This window comes from Providencia sp. PROV141 (assembly GCF_028481645.1).
Classification (GTDB): Bacteria; Pseudomonadota; Gammaproteobacteria; order Enterobacterales; family Enterobacteriaceae; genus Providencia; species Providencia rettgeri.
Genome location: NZ_JAMPPR010000008.1, coordinates 209,744 through 224,150, shown reverse-complemented (window position 1 = coordinate 224,150; position 14,407 = coordinate 209,744). Strand labels below are relative to the sequence as shown.

General features: G+C 40.8%; 12 protein-coding genes. 3 read left to right on the top strand and 9 right to left on the bottom strand.

The genetic code is table 11. The annotated features are described in order from the left end of the window. Window positions 1-10: 10 nt before the first annotated feature. The 5 genes from rsxD to PSF09_RS07395 all read right to left on the bottom strand — a co-directional run bounded on the left by rsxD (window position 11) and on the right by PSF09_RS07395 (window position 5,166). Window positions 11-1,096: an electron transport complex subunit RsxD gene (gene rsxD, locus PSF09_RS07415; protein WP_272683689.1), complete on the bottom strand. Its 1,086-nt coding sequence runs from the start codon at window positions 1,094-1,096 to the stop codon at window positions 11-13. 11 nt (window positions 1,097-1,107) lie between these two features. Continuing rightward, window positions 1,108-3,453, bottom strand: coding sequence for an electron transport complex subunit RsxC (gene rsxC / locus PSF09_RS07410; protein ID WP_272683688.1), 2,346 nt, complete (start codon window positions 3,451-3,453; stop codon window positions 1,108-1,110). After that, on the bottom strand, window positions 3,446-4,060 hold the full coding sequence (gene rsxB, locus PSF09_RS07405) for an electron transport complex subunit RsxB (RefSeq protein WP_004910986.1): 615 nt from the start codon (window positions 4,058-4,060) through the stop codon (window positions 3,446-3,448). Before rsxB ends, rsxC begins: the two co-directional genes overlap by 8 nt. After that, a complete protein-coding gene (gene rsxA, locus PSF09_RS07400) occupies window positions 4,060-4,641 on the bottom strand; it encodes an electron transport complex subunit RsxA (RefSeq protein ID WP_004910983.1) in 582 nt (193 codons plus the stop codon). The genes rsxB and rsxA overlap by 1 nt, the downstream gene beginning before the upstream one ends. 84 nt (window positions 4,642-4,725) lie before the next feature. After that, window positions 4,726-5,166: a DUF2569 domain-containing protein gene (locus tag PSF09_RS07395; RefSeq protein WP_272664852.1), complete on the bottom strand. Its 441-nt coding sequence runs from the start codon at window positions 5,164-5,166 to the stop codon at window positions 4,726-4,728. Between the two features lie 128 nt (window positions 5,167-5,294). Between PSF09_RS07395 and PSF09_RS07390 the strand changes: the two genes are divergently transcribed. Next, entirely contained in the window at window positions 5,295-6,338 is a 1,044-nt protein-coding gene (locus PSF09_RS07390) for an oxidoreductase (RefSeq protein WP_272683687.1), read from the top strand. A 60-nt stretch (window positions 6,339-6,398) separates the two neighbouring features. Further along, on the top strand, window positions 6,399-7,373 hold the full coding sequence (locus PSF09_RS07385) for a bile acid:sodium symporter family protein (RefSeq protein ID WP_115167219.1): 975 nt from the start codon (window positions 6,399-6,401) through the stop codon (window positions 7,371-7,373). 260 nt (window positions 7,374-7,633) lie between these two features. Here the strand turns inward: PSF09_RS07385 and add are convergent, their stop codons facing one another. From add to manA, 3 genes are all read right to left on the bottom strand, one after another. Beyond that, complete coding sequence (gene add, locus PSF09_RS07380) at window positions 7,634-8,635, bottom strand: adenosine deaminase (RefSeq protein ID WP_272664855.1); 1,002 nt, start codon at window positions 8,633-8,635, stop codon at window positions 7,634-7,636. Between the two features lie 194 nt (window positions 8,636-8,829). After that, the gene (locus PSF09_RS07375) at window positions 8,830-10,476 is read right to left on the bottom strand and encodes a YdgA family protein (RefSeq protein WP_247605337.1); all 1,647 of its coding nucleotides are present in this window, start codon (window positions 10,474-10,476) and stop codon (window positions 8,830-8,832) included. Between the two features lie 106 nt (window positions 10,477-10,582). Next, window positions 10,583-11,758, bottom strand: a complete 1,176-nt coding sequence (gene manA / locus PSF09_RS07370) for a mannose-6-phosphate isomerase (protein ID WP_272683686.1) — start codon at window positions 11,756-11,758, stop codon at window positions 10,583-10,585. 179 nt (window positions 11,759-11,937) lie between these two features. Between manA and fumC the strand changes: the two genes are divergently transcribed. Next, window positions 11,938-13,335: a class II fumarate hydratase gene (fumC, locus tag PSF09_RS07365; protein ID WP_210837318.1), complete on the top strand. Its 1,398-nt coding sequence runs from the start codon at window positions 11,938-11,940 to the stop codon at window positions 13,333-13,335. Between the two features lie 60 nt (window positions 13,336-13,395). On the opposite strand, the gene tus is transcribed toward fumC, so the two are convergent. Further along, complete coding sequence (gene tus, locus PSF09_RS07360; RefSeq protein WP_272683685.1) at window positions 13,396-14,313, bottom strand: DNA replication terminus site-binding protein; 918 nt, start codon at window positions 14,311-14,313, stop codon at window positions 13,396-13,398. Window positions 14,314-14,407 lie beyond the last annotated feature (94 nt).

Below are 14,407 nucleotides of genomic sequence, written 5' to 3'. Positions count from 1 at the left end.
ACGGTTATCCTTACTTATGCCCATGGCCGTACGCACGAGGTTGCGTATAGTAATCAATTAATGGAACGGTAATATTGGCGAGTAACACGGCAAATGCGACAGCGTCAGGGTAACCACCGTAAACACGGATCACCCAAACAAGGAAACCAATGATCACACCAAAAATAATTCGTCCCTTAGGTGTTGTCGATGCGGTAACAGGGTCAGTGGCAATAAAAAATGCCCCTAGCATAGTGGCGCCAGACAATAGATGAACCCATGGTGATGCATGCTGGCTATCATCAATTAAGTGGCTAACAATAGCTAAGATTGCCAACGTACCTAAGAACGACACTGGGATGTGCCAGCTAATAATACGGCGCTGTAATAAGAACAAACCGCCAACTAAATAGCCAATATTTACCCATTGCCAACCAATACCGGCTAAGGAACCTTGCAAAATAGGTTGTTGTAATACTTCAGAAATAGAATGAGTCAGTAGGCCCGTTTTAAAGCTATCAAGCGGGGTTGCTTGGCTCATACCATCAATTCCCGTTCGTAGCTGCTCGAGAGTAATACCTGTTGGTGTATGGCCACTGAGAATAATTGATAGGCTATCAAGGGCTGAAACCGACATATTCTGTAATTCATGCGGGGGTAGCCAGTTTGTCATATGAACAGGGAATGATATCAGCAAAACAACATAACCCACCATCGCGGGGTTAAAAGGGTTTTGTCCCAATCCACCATAACATTGTTTAGCAATCGTAATAGCAAAAAATGTCCCTAATACGATTAACCACCAAGGTGAGAGCGGTGGTAGGCTGATGGCTAATAATAAAGCAGTTACAATGGCTGAATTATCTTTTAGTACAGGAACTACAGGTTGTTGGCGTAAACGAATAGAAACCGCTTCTGTGATAACGGCTGTTAGCATCGCTAAAATAATTTGATATAAGGTGCCAACGCCAAAGAAATAAATTTGAGCCGCAATACCGGGTATTGCAGCTAAAAGTACCCAAAGCATGACTAAACTGGTGCTTTGTTTATTATGAGTAAATGGCGCGCTAGCAATTTTTAAACGGCGATTTTTCGCATCAATTGGCCTGAATTTCATCTCGTTATCACTTACTCTGTAGTCGTTTGTTCATGTTGTTTTTGTGCTTGCTTAGCTTTTACTCGCGCGATCGCAGCAGCAACGGCAATTTTTCGAGGGTCGGTTTCCTCGTCAATGGGTCGTTCGGCAGCAGGAGTGAGCTCTTCTTGTGCGAGTTGTTCTGCTTGCGCGGCTTTTTTGGCTTTCGCTCTTGCAATAGCCGCAGCGACAGCCGCTTTACGTGGGTCAACTTCGGTATCCGCTACCGCATCAGCGACTGGCGGAGTGGCAGGTTGCTCTTGAGCTGTTTTTTTAGCTTTCGCTCTTGCAATAGCCGCAGCGACAGCCGCTTTACGTGGGTCAACGTCAGTATCTGCTACCGCATCAGCGACTGGCGAAGTGGCTGGTTGCTCTTGAGCCGCTTTTTTGGCTTTCGCACGCGCAATAGCCGCGGCGACAGCCGCTTTACGTGGGTCAACTTCGGTATCCACTACCACATCAGCGACTGGCGGAGTGGCAGGTTGCTCTTGAGCCGCTTTTTTGGCTTTCGCACGTGCAATAGCCGCAGCGACAGCCGCTTTACGTGGGTCAATTTCGGTATCCGCTACCGCATCAGCGACTGGCGGCGTGGCAGGTTGCTCTTGAGCGGCTTTTTTAGCTTTTGCACGCGCAATCGCTGCAGCGACGGCATCTTTACGGGGATCATCCGTTGCTGCTATATCAACAGTTTCTGTTTGTGCATTGGCCAGCTTTTCAGCTTGTTTAGCTCGAGCTTGGGCTTTACGGGCTTCGCGAGCAGCGATTACTGCACTATTGTCTGGGAGTTCACCGGAAACAATCTTAATGGGTTCCGCTGTTACCGTTTGTTTGGCTTTAACTCGTGCTAAAGCGGCATTAACGGCATCTTTATCTGTACTATCGACTTGCACAGCCGCTTTTTTATGGCGTTCTTCTCGTGCTTGTTTATCACGTTCCATACGCAACTGTTTTGCTTCAAAACGTAATTTTGCTTCAGCGGCACGGCGCTCTTCTTGAGCAATTTCACGAATTTCTGCTTTTTCTTGACGGTAATATTGTACTAACGGAATATTACTCGGGCACACATAAGCACATGCACCACACTCTATGCAGTCAAATAAATTATGTTTTTGCGCTTTTTCGTGTTCATCTCCTTTACTGAACCAGTAAAGTTGCTGAGGTAGTAGCGCAGCAGGGCAGGCTTCAACACACAACCCACAACGAATACACGCTTCTTCTAGTGCTTTAGGCCCCATTTCTTCCATGGTAGGAACCAGTAAACAGTTACAAATTTTCACGACAGGAACATTTAAGTCGGGCAGGGTAAAGCCCATCAAAGGCCCTCCCATAATCACCATTTGTTCGGGTTCAGGGTTAAAACCTGATTGCTGTAATAGATGTTTAACTGGAGTCCCTAAACGAGCCCAAAAATTACCCGGTTTGCTGATTGCTTCGCCTGTGACCGTGACTACTCGTTCGATTAATGGCTGGCCATCGATAACCGCACGTTTGATAGCAACCACAGTACCGACGTTTTGCATTAACACGCCAATTTGAGAAGAACGTGCACCGGATGGTACTTCTTTTCCCGTTAAAATTTTTGTCAGCTGTTTAGCACCACCTGATGGGTACTTGGTTGGTATAACGCGAATGAATATTTGTTTCTCTTGCGAGGTGATTGCATCTTTAAGTGCACGGATAGCCTCGGGTTTATTGTCTTCAATACCAATTAGTACCTGGTCTGGGTTTAATAAATGCTGTAAAACACGGCAGCCTTCAATAACTTCCTGTGCATGTTCTTGCATTAACCTATCATCTGCCGTGATATAAGGCTCACATTCAGCTGCATTAATGATTAATGTTTTAATCGCATCTTTACCACCAGCCAATTTTGATGCGGTTGGAAAACCGGCACCTCCGAGACCCGCAATACCCGCTTGTTCAATTTTCTGTAGTAATTCAGCGCGGGTTAATTGAACGTAGTTAGGCTCTGGGTACAAAGTACACCATGTATCTTGGCCATCGGATGCAATGCGCACACATAACTCTTTTAAGCCAGAAGGGTGCGCCGTCACCATGGGCTCAATCGCAGTGATAACACCTGAAGTTGATGCATGAACAGGCACTGTACGTCCAAGGCCTTTAGTTAAAGGCTGGCCTTTTAAAACGAAGTCACCGACTTGAACAATCAGCTCGCCTTCAGGGCCTAAATGCTGTTGTAATGGGATAACCAGTTCATCAGGTATTGATGCAATACGCATCGGTGTCTGGCTTGATTGTAGCTTCATTTCAGGCGGATGGATCCCGCCTTTGAAATCCCAAATATTATCTTTTTTCAACCAATTAAAGAGCTTAAGCATGAGTTTCACCCCTTGCTTTAGTTACAAATGGTTCATTGGGTTCAACATTGATATTTTTGACTGGGATGGTGTTTAAATCCCATTTCCAATTGGCTGTGGTGGTTTTCACGGGAACAAGCTCAATACAATCGGTAGGGCAAGGGGCTACACACAGGTCACATCCTGTGCACAAATCTTCAATGACGGTATGCATGGCGCGGGTTGCACCCACAATAGCATCAACAGGGCAGGCTTGAATGCATTTAGTACACCCGATGCAGTTTTCTTCGTCGATAATCGCAACTTTACGAACCGGATTTTGCGCGGCTTCATCACCATCGATTGGTTGAGGGTCAACATTAAGCAATTCAGCGATTTTTAGCATGACTTGCTCACCACCAGGGGCGCATTTGTTGATCATTTCCCCATTATTTGCAACCGCTTCGGCGTAAGGGCGGCAGCCAGGGTAACTGCATTGGCCGCACTGGCTTTGAGGTAATATCGCTTCAACTTGTTCGACAATAGGGTCCGCCTCAACTTTGAAGCGTAATGAGGCATACCCTAAAATCAGCCCAAAAATAAGGCCAAAAACGGCTAATATACCGATAGCAATCCATACAGACATCATTAGAATTTCACCAAACCACTAAAGCCCATAAACGCGAGAGACATCAAGCCAGCGGTAATTAACCCAATTGACGAGCCCTTAAAAGGGGCCGGAACATTGGCAACAGCTAAGCGTTCGCGAATAGCGGCAAATAATACCATGACTAATGAGAAACCCACTGCAGCGCCAAAACCATACACGGCAGACTGCATAAAAGTATGAGACATATTAATATTTAATAAGGCAACACCAAGAACCGCGCAGTTGGTGGTAATTAAAGGCAGAAAAATACCGAGTAAACGGTAAAGCGTTGGGCTTGTTTTCCTCACCACCATTTCAGTAAATTGTACAACTACAGCAATCGCTAAAATAAAACTTAGCGTTCGCAAATAGATGAGATCGAGAGGAATGAGGATGAGTGTGTCAATCAACCAAGAACTGATTGACGCTAATGTCATAACAAACGTCGTTGCTAAGCCCATTCCAATGGCCGGTTCGAGTTTTTTTGAGACGCCCATAAAAGGGCATAAGCCTAGGAATTTAACGAGAACGAAGTTGTTAACCAGTACTGTTCCAACAAAGAGTAATAGATAATCAGTCATGCTATTGCCTGAAATGAAAAAAGAACAAAAACTGGCCGAAGCCAGTTAAACTATCATTATGATATCAAGCAATTTATGTGATGCTTATCGATCTTGTGTGAAAGTCATTTTTACACGTTGGGATCGTTTTAAATAAGGGACAAAGAAACCTGCCCCAATTAAAGGCCAAGCCAAGACTTGCAAAGCAGTTTCATCATCAATCGGTGAAAATGCGAAGGTTTTTATACCTAACAATAATAAAATCATTAACCAAATAATAAAGCGGCGAGGGAAATGTTTTGAACGTGAAAACATAAGTTGCAGCACATGGATACTGAAAATAGTCATCCCAATAGCAATTGCGAATGACAGATACCATGCGGCAGGAATAAAGCTTGTCCAATGGTCAACAGTCGTGACAATCTCATAAAATTTAATGCAGTACATGACAGTCATACTGCAAACAGCTAAAAAGGTTAATAACAAATAGATGGCTGGAACTAATAACCAGCCAGTGATGCGGTTAGCGTCATAAACTGAAGTCATAATCAATAAAACTCATTTTGGCGAAGTCGCTGGACAATTTACAATCCTATCATAGATTTATTTGCCATTTCATTCCTTCTGATGGTACTTTTTATCTTCACCTGTGTTTATCGTTGTATGAGGTCTAAATGTCTAAACCAATTAAAGTTGCGATCGTCGGATATGGCTATGCGAGCAAAACATTTCATGCTCCCTTCCTTGGCATTTTAGAAGGGTATGATTTAACAACGATTTCTAGCAGTGACCCGAGTAAGGTTAAGGCTGATTGGCCAAATGTTCATGTTGCCGCCTCTCCGGAAGCTATTTTTGCTGATAAAGATATCGAACTCGTCGTTATTCCTACACCTAATGATACTCACTTTCCTCTCGCGCAAGCGGCATTAGCAGCGGGAAAACACGTGGTTGTTGATAAACCATTTACATTAGATGTCTCACAAGCTGAACAATTGAAACAACAAGCGGAGCAAGCTGGAAAATTACTGTCGGTTTATCATAACCGCCGTTGGGATTCCGGCTTTTTAACCGTTAAAAAAATCTTAGAAGAAGGTAAGCTCGGGGATATTAAATACTATGAATCACATTTTGATCGTTATCGTCCTCTAGTTAGGCAACGCTGGCGTGAAGCGAATATTCCTGGAGCCGGTATTTGGTACGATTTAGGGCCGCATTTGTTGGATCAAGTCCTGCAATATTTTGGTAGGCCGTTAGGGATCAACGTTGATCTTGTCATGATCCGTCCTAATGCACAGGCAGTGGATTACTTTCATGCCGTTTTGCAATATGCTGATAAAAAAGTGGTATTACATGCTACAACATTAGCCGCTGCACCAACACCGATATATGTTATTCATGGTATGAATGGTAGCTATGTTAAATATGGTTTAGACACCCAAGAAGACAGCTTAAAGAGCGGCCAACGTCCAGAAGGGGCTGATTGGGGAATTGATACCAATATGGGTAATGTGACGCTGTCACAAGGTGATGAGCTTATAACTCAATCTTGGCCAAACCAACGCGGAAATTATGGTGGTTATTATCAAGGGATATATGATGCGATTCGCCATGGTAAACCAAATCCTGTCACCCCGAGTGAAGCGATAGATATTATGAAACTTATTGAAGCAGGTATACGTTCGGCAAAAGAAAAACGGACTATCGAAGAAATATTTTAACGTCATCAACGCTCACTATAAGGCCAGTTAACATAACTGGCTTTTATTATGGATAATCGAATGAATTTGCTAGCTAAACTGAGAATAGACCCATTTTTACTTATCATGATTGGTGTTGTCATTCTAGCCAGTCTTTTTCCTTGTGAAGGTGACATAAAAACGGGGTTTCAATATTTAACTACTGCTGCAATTGCATTGCTGTTCTTCATGCATGGAGCCAAGTTATCTCGTGAATCAATCATGGCGGGGATAGGGCACTGGCGTCTACATCTCCTGGTATTTGCGAGTACATTTATTGTATTTCCTATTGTAGGATTAGGACTCGCGGTGATTGTACCTAAATGGATGTCACCGACGGTATATATGGGCTTTTTATACCTATGTGCTTTACCTGCAACCGTACAATCAGCAATTGCGTTCACATCAGTGGCCGGTGGGAATATTGCCGCAGCTATTTGTAGTGCATCGGCGTCGAGTATTCTTGGGGTTTTTCTTTCGCCAATCTTAGTTGGCTTATTGATGGATGCTGATGGTAGCCAAGCCATGGATACACTCAATGCGATAGGCTCCATCTTAATGCAATTAATGCTACCCTTTGTCGTGGGGCATTTATCTCGACCATTGATTGCCAATTGGATTAACCGTAATCGTAAGTTAGTGAATATGACTGACCGGTCTTCAATATTGTTAGTGGTTTACGTGGCATTTAGTGAAGCCGTTGTTGAGGGGATTTGGCAGAAAATAGATGCATTTTCACTCTTGATGATAGTGGTTGTTACATGCGTTATTTTATTTATTGTCATTGTATTTAATACGTTAGCTGCACGGCTGTTAGGTTTTAGCAAAGAAGATGAAATTACCATCGTTTTCTGTGGCTCGAAAAAGAGTTTAGCGAATGGAGTACCCATGGCGAACGTGTTGTTTCCTGCTGCGACAGTGGGGGTTATTTTATTGCCATTGATGATCTTTCACCAAATACAACTGATGGTCAGCGCTGTACTTGCTCAGCGTTATGCTAAGCGATTATCAACCTAAGATTGAGAGGGGGGGGGATTTACCCCCTATGTTTGTCATATTGATTTATAGGTCACCTTTAGTTTAGTTACAACATACAATATGATTAATAATGTATACATTAACAATTGTGTATCTAAGTTAAGTTGGCCAACTAGAGGAAGGGGGAGGTTGATTAACGGTGCCAGTCTATTAGTTTACAGCGTAGAACTAGCTATATGGAGTAACTTGAGTGTTAAATTTAAGAGGGCATTAAAACTAATGCCCTTAATATATCTAAATTAGCGGGTAGCGACTTTATCTAAGAGCATTTTTTTCTCACTATCCGATAAAAATGCCATACTCAGACCATTTCGTTGTGCTTGTTCTATTTCTGCTGCTGTTAAACCAGCTTGTGGGGCAGCCACTTCATATTCATGGCGTAACTCAATCCCTTGAACTGCAGGGTCATCTGTATTAATTGAAGCCAGAACACCTTGTTGTAAAAAGTTTTTTAATGGGTGTTGAGCTAAAGATGGAACTGTACTTGTTTGAATATTTGACGTTAAACAGCTTTCCATGCCAATTTGATGTTTTACTAAATACTCAATTAGAGTAGGATCTTCTATTGCTTTAACGCCATGACCAATTCGTTGTGCGCCTAATACCTTAATAGCATGCCAAATACTGTCTGCTCCCGCTGCTTCACCTGCATGAACAGTAATATTTAACCCAGTATCTCTAGCTTTAATAAAATGTGACTCAAAGAGCTCTCCAGGAAATCCGAGCTCATCTCCTGCTAAATCTAATGCACATAAATGACTTCGATGCGCTAATAATCCTTGCAGCTCAGTTGTACAGGCTTGTTGGCCAAAAGTGCGGCTTAAAATACCAATTAGATTAATTTTAATATCAAATTGTTGGCACCCTGCACGTACACCATCAACAATCGCTTCAACTACACCCTCAACAGGCAATTGGTGTTTCATCGCCATGTAATAAGGGGAAAAACGCAGTTCTGCGTAATCAATACCTGCATTAAAGGCATCTTCAACATTTTCAAGCGCCACGCGGCGACAGGCATCTAAATCAGCTAAAACAGCGACACCCCAATCAAGTTTTGCTAAGAAACCCACTAAATCAGCTTCTTGTCCTATAATTTGGACATGAGGGCGCAGTGCTTCAAGCTCTGAAGCAGGTAATTGAATATGGTGTTGCTCTGCTAAGGAGAGAATTGTTTCTGGACGGATATTGCCATCAAGATGGCGGTGTAAATCGGTTAAAGGTAAATGTGTTTTAATCACGGAATGATCCTTTATCTATTTTCTGTCCTCATTTTGGCTTTTATTTCGTTAAAGGCAAATGTTAATCACGAAAAATGTGAAACAAAATCAATAATTACATTTTAAATGTGATTTGCATCACATTTACTTTGGTGTGCAAATAAAAAAGCCAGCTGATATTAACTGGCTTTTATGATTAAATTATATCAATTAGATTAGTTAGCTGGCGCTGCATCTTGTGGTGCTAATTCAGGCTCAACTTCCATTTCTGGTGCTGGTTCTGCATCTGGAGCAGGGACTGCTTCATATTCTAATGCATCTTCTGGGTTAGACATTACTTTCATCTTAGTGAGGAACTCAGCTAAGGTATATTTGTCATTATTGAATGTCAGGTCATTACCTGCAAATTTGATAGTCATAGTTAAATCATTTTCGCTATCAATCATCCAAGGTGATTTTTTCTGTTTAGCTTTTTCAGCACGTTCTTCATCTGTCATAAACATTTCTTCAAACGGAGAAGAGAACATATCTGAAGTCAGCATTTGCTGAACACCTTCAAACTCAGAAGTGACCATGCCTTTCATTTCTTTTTTCGTGTTAGCATCAACTGGAACACCCTGATCTAAAATCATTGCTTGAGTCATTGATTCGATCATCATTGGTTTATTCAGTTTTAAATTGAAATCAAAAGAAGTAATGAGTTGCTTGATAGCTTCATCAACTTTGTTAGACATTGCTAACGCAGTGATTTCGTCTTGGTTCCATTTATTGAATGTGATGTTTAGGTCAACTGAGCTTTGGCCAGCTTCATTTTTCCAGTAGAAGGGACTAATCGTGAACACGGGTTTGCTCTTCATTAGCTCAGGCAATGTTGTCGACATCATTTCCATAGCTAAACGCTCTGTTGCTTCAGTTGGGTCGCCATTAGCTAAACCTTGTGCTAAAGCTTCATTATATTGTTCAACAAATTTGCCTAATGCTTTCGCATCTAATTTTTCAATAGCAACCGTCAGTTCGCCTGAACCTAAGTTTTGCTCTAATGCTTTCAAGTCAGAGATGCTATAAGAAATATTGCCTTTCACATCTTCGCCAGTAATAGAGGTGTCGCTTGAAATTTTGAAATCTTTAAAAGAGAATTTGGTTTCAGGAATGTTGAAATCTGTATCCGCAATAACAAATGACTGGGTTCCAGTGTAGAAGCCATATTGTGATTTTGTCACATTAGAGACTAATTTTAAGCCTTTTAGTGTCATAGATTCAGAGTTATCTTTCTTACCGATAACTAAATTATCAGTGACTAAAGTTGCATCAACAGCAGCAAGGTCAGAAGTCGTTGATACATCAAACTTAGAACCACTGAAAGATAATGAAACGTCATCTTTCTTATACTCGAGAGGGATCAGCTCTAAATTGGTATCAATACTTTTGCTATAACCAATGACAGCAGAACCATGAATAAATGGCTTACCTTGTGTCGCTTCAAACAATTCTTTTGTTGTTGCGTTGTTAGCTAATTCAATTTGTGTCGCTGCTAATTTTGGTAATAAATTAAACTTAGCAACTTGTGATAATGGGAATGGACCATGATCAATATTCGTTTTAAATACGATAGAGTCGTCTGGTGATGCAGAATCAGCAGAGGTGATTACGATATCCGCTTTAGATGAAAAAACGCCTTTTTCATAATTTTCTACTTTAAAATTCAAACCTGACTCAGGCACATTTACAGCAAAAAAATCGTTGGTTTTGAGGATTACTCTATCAAGTTCATCTTTTACTTTAGAACCTGTATACCATGAAGCTCCGGTCCACACTGCACCCAGAGCAACAATAACACCAACCGCGACTAATGACTTTTTCATTATAAACATCCATCCTTTCAGTACGTTATTGCCGTACTTATAAATTTATATAAGTTTTAAATAATCGTCTTCATTGAATGAAGACGGTTAAATACAGAATATGACTCTATTTGTTAAATACTCGGGCTAGTTTACCACTGCCATTAATGGTTATGCTTTTCTCATAAGCCGGTAAAAAAACAGATTCACCTGAATTAATGCATATTTCATCATTACCTGAATGCAAAACTAACTGGCCTTCAATACAGAACAAAATTGAGGCACTATTGTTAGATAGCGCAACTTCCGAGTGGTCTATAGAATATATATTAAATGCAAAATCTTCTACTGGAATATTATATTTCCAGATATTTCCAGATTTTTCGGGAATACTTAATAAATCCTTTGCAAACGTAGGCTTAAAGTCAATATTAGCAATTAGCTCTGGAATATCTATGTGCTTGTTTGTTAATCCAGCACGCAGCACATTATCAGAATTTGCCATTACCTCTAACCCAACACCTTCAAGATAAGCATGTGGTGTTCTTGCATATAAGAACATCGCTTCACCAGGCTCTAATTCAACGATGTTAAGAAGAAGCGGGGTAAATAGCCCATTATCTTCAGGATACAGGCTAACCATTTGTTTTATGGAGTTCCATGGTTCACCTTGTCGGCTATTTAACGCTGCTTTCAATACACCAAGCGCTAAATCTTTTTGTTCACCTGTCAGATTAAGAATTTGTGCAAATAAACGTGATAATTTTTCTTCAGTTGGGTCTTGAACAAATAACTGAATATCAGGATGTGCAGCTGAAACAAAATCCAGCAGTTGTGCAATTTCATCGAGTGGGCGAAACGCATTCATGGCTTTAAAAGATGTTAACGCAAAAATTAATTCAGGTTTATGGTTATCATCTTTATAGTTGCGTATTGGGGAATCTAATGGGATTCCGGCTGAATTTTCTTTGGCAAATCCAACTTCAGCGTAAGTTTTATTTGGGTGTACCTGAACAGACAACGGTTGAGCTGCGCATAACACCTTAAATAAATAAGGTAAACGGTGATAAGTTTGTGCAACATGCTGACCTAAATAGGATTCAGGGGCACTTTCAATTAAGGTGTTAAGTGGAATACTTTGTTTTTTTTGTATATCGAGAACTTCAGAGCTTGCTTTTGGATGAGCGCCCATCCAAAGTTCAGCCATAGGTAAGTTATCAGGGTTTGAAATCCCATATAGCTTAGTCAGGGCCGTTTTGCTGCCCCAGTCATAATTTTGGACTTTGTTTATCATTTTAAGCATAGCAAAATTCTCTTTTTCATAAAAATCAACTCATTTCCTTTTCACTACAGTACAATAAGCTCGACTAAGTCTCATAAATGAAATTCAATTTGTGGCATTATACTGCTCGGTTATTTGCTTACCTGCAAGCAGATGATTCTAAAATCAATTATTCTGTGTATGTACCTAAGGAGATAGTAATGGCAGCCACTCGCATTGAAAAAGACTCAATGGGACCAATTGAAGTACCTGCTGACCAATTGTGGGGCGCGCAAACGCAGCGTTCTTTAGAACATTTCCGTATATCTGTAGAAAAAATGCCCGTCGCGTTGATTCACGCACTCGCTATAACAAAAAAAGCCGCTGCTAGTGTCAATATGGATCTTGGATTATTAGCCAAAGAGCGCGGTGATGCAATCATTGCTGCTGCTGACGAAGTCTTAGCTGGCAAACATCCAACGGAATTTCCACTAGCCATTTGGCAAACAGGTTCTGGTACGCAAAGTAACATGAACATGAACGAGGTTTTAGCTAACCGTGGTAGCGAAATTCTCGGTGGCCAACGTGGCAACGATCGTCTTATTCACCCTAATGATGATGTGAATAAAAGTCAAAGTTCAAATGATGTTTTCCCAACAGCAATGCACGTTGCTGCGGTTGTCGCAATCCGCGAACATCTTCTCCCAGAACTGAAAGTTTTGCATCAAACATTAGATGCAAAAGCGAAAGAATTTAAAGATATCGTAAAAATCGGTCGTACTCACTTACAAGACGCAACCCCGCTGACATTAGGTCAAGAAATTTCAGGTTGGGCCGCAATGTTGGCGCATAATGAAAAACACATTGAAAATTCTGTTCCGCATGTGTGTGAATTAGCGTTAGGTGGTACAGCAGTAGGAACTGGTTTAAATACGCATCCAGAATATGCAGTGCGTGTTGCGAAAAAAATCGCAGAATTAACTGGCCAGCCATTTGTTACAGCTCCTAATAAATTTGAAGCATTGGCAACTTGCGATAGTCTTGTGCACGCACACGGTGCTTTAAAAGGTTTGGCTGCCTCTTTAATGAAAATCGCGAACGATGTTAGGTGGTTAGCATCTGGCCCACGTTGCGGCATTGGTGAAATTTCGATCCCAGAAAATGAGCCAGGCAGCTCAATCATGCCCGGTAAAGTTAATCCTACGCAATGTGAAGCATTAACCATGTTATGTGCACAAGTGATGGGAAATGACGTTGCTGTTAATATTGGTGGTGCATCCGGTAATTTTGAGCTGAATGTATTCCGCCCAATGCTAATTGATAACTTCTTACAATCCGTTCGTTTGTTAGCGGATGGTATGCGTAGCTTTAATGAGCACTGTGCGATTGGCATTGAACCAAACCGTGAGCGCATTGAGAAATTACTTCATGAATCGTTAATGTTAGTAACGGCTTTAAATACTCACATTGGGTACGATAAAGCGGCAGAAATTGCTAAAAAAGCTCACAAAGAAGGGCTGACATTGAAAGAATCTGCATTGAAACTCAACTATTTAACTGAAGAACAGTTCAATGATTGGGTTCGTCCAGAAGATATGGTTGGCAGCATGAAATCTTAAGCTAGCCAATTAAACTAGCGAATATATAACACCCATACTGTTTTACAGATGGGTGTTTTTTTAGCGCTCAATATACAAATTTAAACGTGGTATTAATAATTCAACTGCTTTTGCTTTAGGGCGATTACGAATAGCAATGTTATTTGCATGGTAATCGGGGAGTTCACCGATTTTAATTTCTGTCACCGTTTTTTCAAGTGCAAAAACAAATAAAGGTGTTGCACAGGCAAACTGCGTTTGTTTCTGTTGTTCTTTATCCCACACTCGCGCTATTGGCTGAACTTTGACAGGACGTTGAATTTTCAAAACCGCATTATGGGGTAGGGAATCAATTAACCGAATTTCATTTTCCAATTGTAAAAGCCAATGTTCTTTAGGTAAATGAAGAGGGGGGCGACCACTTTCTAAACTTGCTTGTAAGCGGTCTAGTACTGTTTCTTTGGTCACTTTATTGATGACTTTTTTATTTGCCCAACCAAAATTAATCGTATCGACATCAACCAATGAGGTGAGTGTGCGGTAAGTATTTAATGTTAGCAGTCCATGTAAACTGCTGTGTATAAATTCGAATCGATGTGGTTCGTTAACTTGAGTGACTATCGCTTTTATATGCATCTTTAACTCATTGATCCTCGAAATCAATGAATTAAAGTCACGATACGTCTGTAAATTGGTTTGTATACATATTGCCCCAGGTAAGCGGATAGCGGCTTTATTGCTAATTTCTTCCGATTTATTCTGTAAAAATAATAAGTTAATTAATTTTATTGTTTCCTTTACTGCTTCATGACTCACCACCGTTTGCACGGCGATTTGTTCTATCTCATTATTTTCTTCACCTTTGATGACTGAAGGTAACTGAAATACATGGGCTGTAAATGGAACTTGCTTTGATTGCTCTAATAGTAAGAGGCTAAATTGGTTTATTTGTGATTCCAATTCATTAAACGTATCAATTAGGTCTTGTTTATTTGTCATTTAGTTACAACATTCGATTTATGATAAACAATAATTACATTAACTATCGTGTTTATCAACAAGAAAATACAGCCTAAAAGGGCAAGTGGGTATT

Excerpts from the sequence above, each read along its gene's own strand:
- fumC (WP_210837318.1), top strand. The coding sequence starts at position 11,938 with ATGGCAGCCACTCGCATTGAAAAAGACTCAATGGGACCAATTGAAGTA.
- manA (WP_272683686.1), bottom strand. The coding sequence starts at position 11,758 with ATGCTTAAAATGATAAACAAAGTCCAAAATTATGACTGGGGCAGCAAA.
- PSF09_RS07385 (WP_115167219.1), top strand. The coding sequence starts at position 6,399 with ATGAATTTGCTAGCTAAACTGAGAATAGACCCATTTTTACTTATCATG.
- rsxD (WP_272683689.1), bottom strand. The coding sequence starts at position 1,096 with ATGAAATTCAGGCCAATTGATGCGAAAAATCGCCGTTTAAAAATTGCT.
- PSF09_RS07375 (WP_247605337.1), bottom strand. The coding sequence starts at position 10,476 with ATGAAAAAGTCATTAGTCGCGGTTGGTGTTATTGTTGCTCTGGGTGCA.
- tus (WP_272683685.1), bottom strand. The coding sequence starts at position 14,313 with ATGACAAATAAACAAGACCTAATTGATACGTTTAATGAATTGGAATCA.
- rsxB (WP_004910986.1), bottom strand. The coding sequence starts at position 4,060 with ATGATGTCTGTATGGATTGCTATCGGTATATTAGCCGTTTTTGGCCTT.
- rsxA (WP_004910983.1), bottom strand. The coding sequence starts at position 4,641 with ATGACTGATTATCTATTACTCTTTGTTGGAACAGTACTGGTTAACAAC.
- PSF09_RS07390 (WP_272683687.1), top strand. The coding sequence starts at position 5,295 with ATGTCTAAACCAATTAAAGTTGCGATCGTCGGATATGGCTATGCGAGC.
- rsxC (WP_272683688.1), bottom strand. The coding sequence starts at position 3,453 with ATGCTTAAGCTCTTTAATTGGTTGAAAAAAGATAATATTTGGGATTTC.
- PSF09_RS07395 (WP_272664852.1), bottom strand. The coding sequence starts at position 5,166 with ATGACTTCAGTTTATGACGCTAACCGCATCACTGGCTGGTTATTAGTT.